The 2,997-nt window shown below is 67.3% G+C and carries 5 protein-coding genes; 4 read left to right on the forward strand and 1 reads right to left on the reverse strand.

The window, feature by feature from the left end:
- A partial coding sequence (locus ACLP4W_RS17170) for a PPE domain-containing protein (protein WP_442387933.1) occupies nt 1–123 on the reverse strand: 123 nt, incomplete at its 3' end.
- 236 nt (nt 124–359) lie between these two features.
- On the opposite strand from ACLP4W_RS17170, the gene ACLP4W_RS17175 reads away from it, so the two are divergent.
- From ACLP4W_RS17175 to ACLP4W_RS17190, 4 genes are all read left to right on the forward strand, one after another.
- Nucleotides 360–1,121 (forward strand): class I SAM-dependent methyltransferase, encoded by a 762-nt coding sequence (locus ACLP4W_RS17175; RefSeq protein ID WP_442387926.1) that lies wholly within the window; start codon nt 360–362, stop codon nt 1,119–1,121.
- Nucleotides 1,122–1,188: 67 nt separating this feature from the next.
- Nucleotides 1,189–1,851 carry a cutinase family protein gene (locus tag ACLP4W_RS17180; protein ID WP_442387927.1) on the forward strand — a complete coding sequence of 221 codons (663 nt, stop codon included), beginning with the start codon at nt 1,189–1,191 and terminating at the stop codon, nt 1,849–1,851.
- Between the two features lie 74 nt (nt 1,852–1,925).
- Nucleotides 1,926–2,576, forward strand: a complete 651-nt coding sequence (locus ACLP4W_RS17185) for a DUF1345 domain-containing protein (RefSeq protein ID WP_442387929.1) — start codon at nt 1,926–1,928, stop codon at nt 2,574–2,576.
- Between the two features lie 37 nt (nt 2,577–2,613).
- The coding region (locus ACLP4W_RS17190) for a thioredoxin family protein (protein WP_442387931.1) at nt 2,614–2,997 on the forward strand (384 nt) is incomplete at its 3' end.

Genomic DNA, 2,997 nt, shown 5'->3' on the forward strand with positions numbered 1-2,997 from the left:
CGCCGAACTCAACTCGGCGGCCAGCCCGTTCCACGACGCCGCGGCGGCCAGCATGGGAGACGAACCCGCGCCCGAATACAGCAACGACGAGTTGATCTCTGGCGGGAACACCAAAAAACTCATCCCGGAAGTGTCCTCCCCTTCGACGCCAAGGCCCAACTTTTACCCGGGGACGGGCACCTCACGCCACCATGCAGACGATCGGGCGCGTCAGAGGACCAGTTACAACAGACTCTAGGAAAGCGCGGCCCAGAAATCTCGGAATTCATTAAACCGGCCCCACAGCGACGTCGCCACCGCTGGACAGGGCAAGGTCGAGCGACGTTGCGTGAGTTGGATGGCGGACTAGCGTGGCTGCAGTGACCGATCGTCACGAGCGCGCGATGTCCTTCGGGTCGATTGCCGAGGACTACGACGGTCTGCGGCCGCAGGCACCGCGGGAGGCGGTGGACTGGCTGGTGCCGCCCGGTTGCCAGGTCGCCGTCGACGTCGGTGCGGGCACGGGCCTGTTCACCCGCACGCTGCTGGGCAGGGCCGCGCAGGTCATCGCCGTCGAGCCCGACGCGCGGATGCGGACGGTGCTGGCGGCGCGCTCCCCGGGGGTCCGTGCTGTCGAAGGGCGTGGCGAGTCGATTCCGCTGCCCGACGCCGCCGCTGACGCGGTGTTCGTCTCGTCGGCGTGGCACTGGATGGATCACGAAAAGGCCGTCCCGGAGATCGGCCGGGTGCTGCGCGACGGCGGTCGGCTCGGCCTGATCTGGACGAGCCGGGACCGCGAGGTGGACTGGGTGCGTGACCTCGACCGGCTGTCCAATGAGGACACCCAATCGGCCGACCGATTCCGGCGGCACCTGGACTTCGTTCTCCCGGAGCCGCGGATCTTCCACAACGTCGCCCGTGAGACGTTCCGCTTCGTGCGGACGATGACGGTCGAGGACGCCGTCGCGATGCTGGGCACCCACAGCAGGGTCATCGTCGCTTCCGCAGACGACCGTACGCAGCGGCTGGCCGAAGCACGCGCCGCCCTGAAGGCGCGTTTCCCCGGGGCCGAGGCGATCGACATCCCCATGCGGGCGTCGTGTTGGCGCGCCGATCGGATCGCCCGCGACGGTGGGCATTAGGCCGACGCAACCCGCGCCGCCACCGCCGCCGTCACCGGCGTTGCGGGCGATATGTCAGGATTTGGGAATGACTGCACGCGGCGTTACTCGCATAGTTGGTGTCTTGGTGGCGACGGGGTGGGCGCTGTTGAGCGCGCCCATCGGCGCTCCCACCGCGTCCGCTGATCCATGCTCCGACGTCGCGGTGGTTTTCGCTCGCGGCACCCATCAGGAGCCCGGTCTGGGCAACATGGGCCAGGCGTTTGTCGACTCGCTTACTTCGCAGCTTGGTGGGCGGTCCGTCGACGTCTATGCGGTGAACTACCCGGCCAACGACGACTACCACGGCAGCGCGACAGCCGGTTCCAATGATGCGAGTGCTCACATCCAGAACACCGTCGCCAGCTGCCCGAACACCAAGATGGTGCTTGGTGGATATTCGCAGGGCGCGACCGTGATCAATTTGGCCACTGCGGCGATGCCGGCCCCGGTGGCCAATCATGTCGCCGCGGTCGCCCTTTTCGGCGAGCCCACCAGTGGATTCTCGAGCATGTTGTGGGGCGGCCAGCCACTGCCGGCAACCAGCCCGCTGTACAGCTCCAAGACCATTAGCCTGTGCGCTCCCGACGATCCCATCTGCTCCCCCGGCGGGAACATAATGGCGCATGTTTCCTACATCGAGTCCGGGATGATAAATCAGGCAGCGACATTCGCGGTTAACAAGCTCGGCCCCGCGCCCGGAAACGCCTAGCGGCCGCCCCCCTGCGCGGCGCGTCTGCGGTCCGTTGGCGGGTTGGTGCGGGGTGGCGTGCTTAGGTCGGAGTCGTGAAAGCCCTGGTTTCGATCTCCCGCGACACCGTCGCGGTTCGGATATTGCTTGCCGTGGTGCTCGGGGTTGCCGTTGCTCTCACGGTGGGAAACATTGTCGGCTGGCGATTCGCGCTCATCGGCTGGGTCGTTACCGCCGGCGTGTATGTCGGGTGGACGCGGCTCCTCCTGGGCGGAATGGATGCCGACCAAACCCGCCACTACGTGACCCGGGAGGACCCGACCCGGTGGGTCGCCGACGTGGTCATCGTGTCGGCGAGCATCGCGAGCCTGGGCGGGGTCGGCTACGTGGTGGCCGCCGGGACGCACTCCGGTGTCAGAGCCTTAGCAGCCGCCGTTCTCGGCATCCTGGCCGTGGCGGCGTCCTGGTTTGCCGTGCACACGCTGTTCAGCGTGCACTACGCGCGGCTCTATTACTCGGACGAACCGGGCGGAATCAACTTCCACGACCCGGAGCCGCCCTGCTTCCGGGACTTCGCGTATTTGGCCTTCACCGTCGGCATGACCTTCCAGGTGTCGGACACCGAGATCGGGTTGACGTCCATCAGGGCGACGGTGTTGCGCCACGCGATGCTGTCCTACCTGCTCGGCGCCGTTGTCTTGGCGGTCACGATCAATCTCATCGCGGGGCTGGGTTCCAAGCTCTAGCCGACCCGATCTCGCGGCGCCAGTTACTCTGGCGGACATGGCCATCGAGTCCACCATGCTCGCCCTCGGCACCCCTGCCCCGTCCTTCTCGCTGCCCGAGCCCGCCACCGGCGCCAGGGTCGGCCTCGACGACCTCACAGGTCCCGCGCTCGTCGTCACCTTCATCTGCAACCACTGCCCGTACGTCAAGCACGTCGCCGCCGGGCTCGCCGCGCTCGGTCGGGACCTCGCCGATCGGGGCGTTGCGATGGTCGGCATCTCCAGCAATGACGCCCTCACCTACCCGCAGGACGGACCCGACCAGATGGTCGCCGAGGCCCGCAGCCACGGCTGGACCTTTCCGTACCTCTACGACGAGACCCAGGACGTCGCACGCGCCTTCTCCGCGGCCTGCACGCCCGACACGTTCGTCTTCGACGGC

The organism is Mycobacterium sp., assembly GCF_052145595.1.
GTDB lineage: Bacteria > Actinomycetota > Actinomycetes > Mycobacteriales > Mycobacteriaceae > Mycobacterium.

Coding starts and splice junctions, on each gene's coding strand:
- ACLP4W_RS17180 (WP_442387927.1), top strand. CDS start 1,189: ATGACTGCACGCGGCGTTACTCGCATAGTTGGTGTCTTGGTGGCGACG.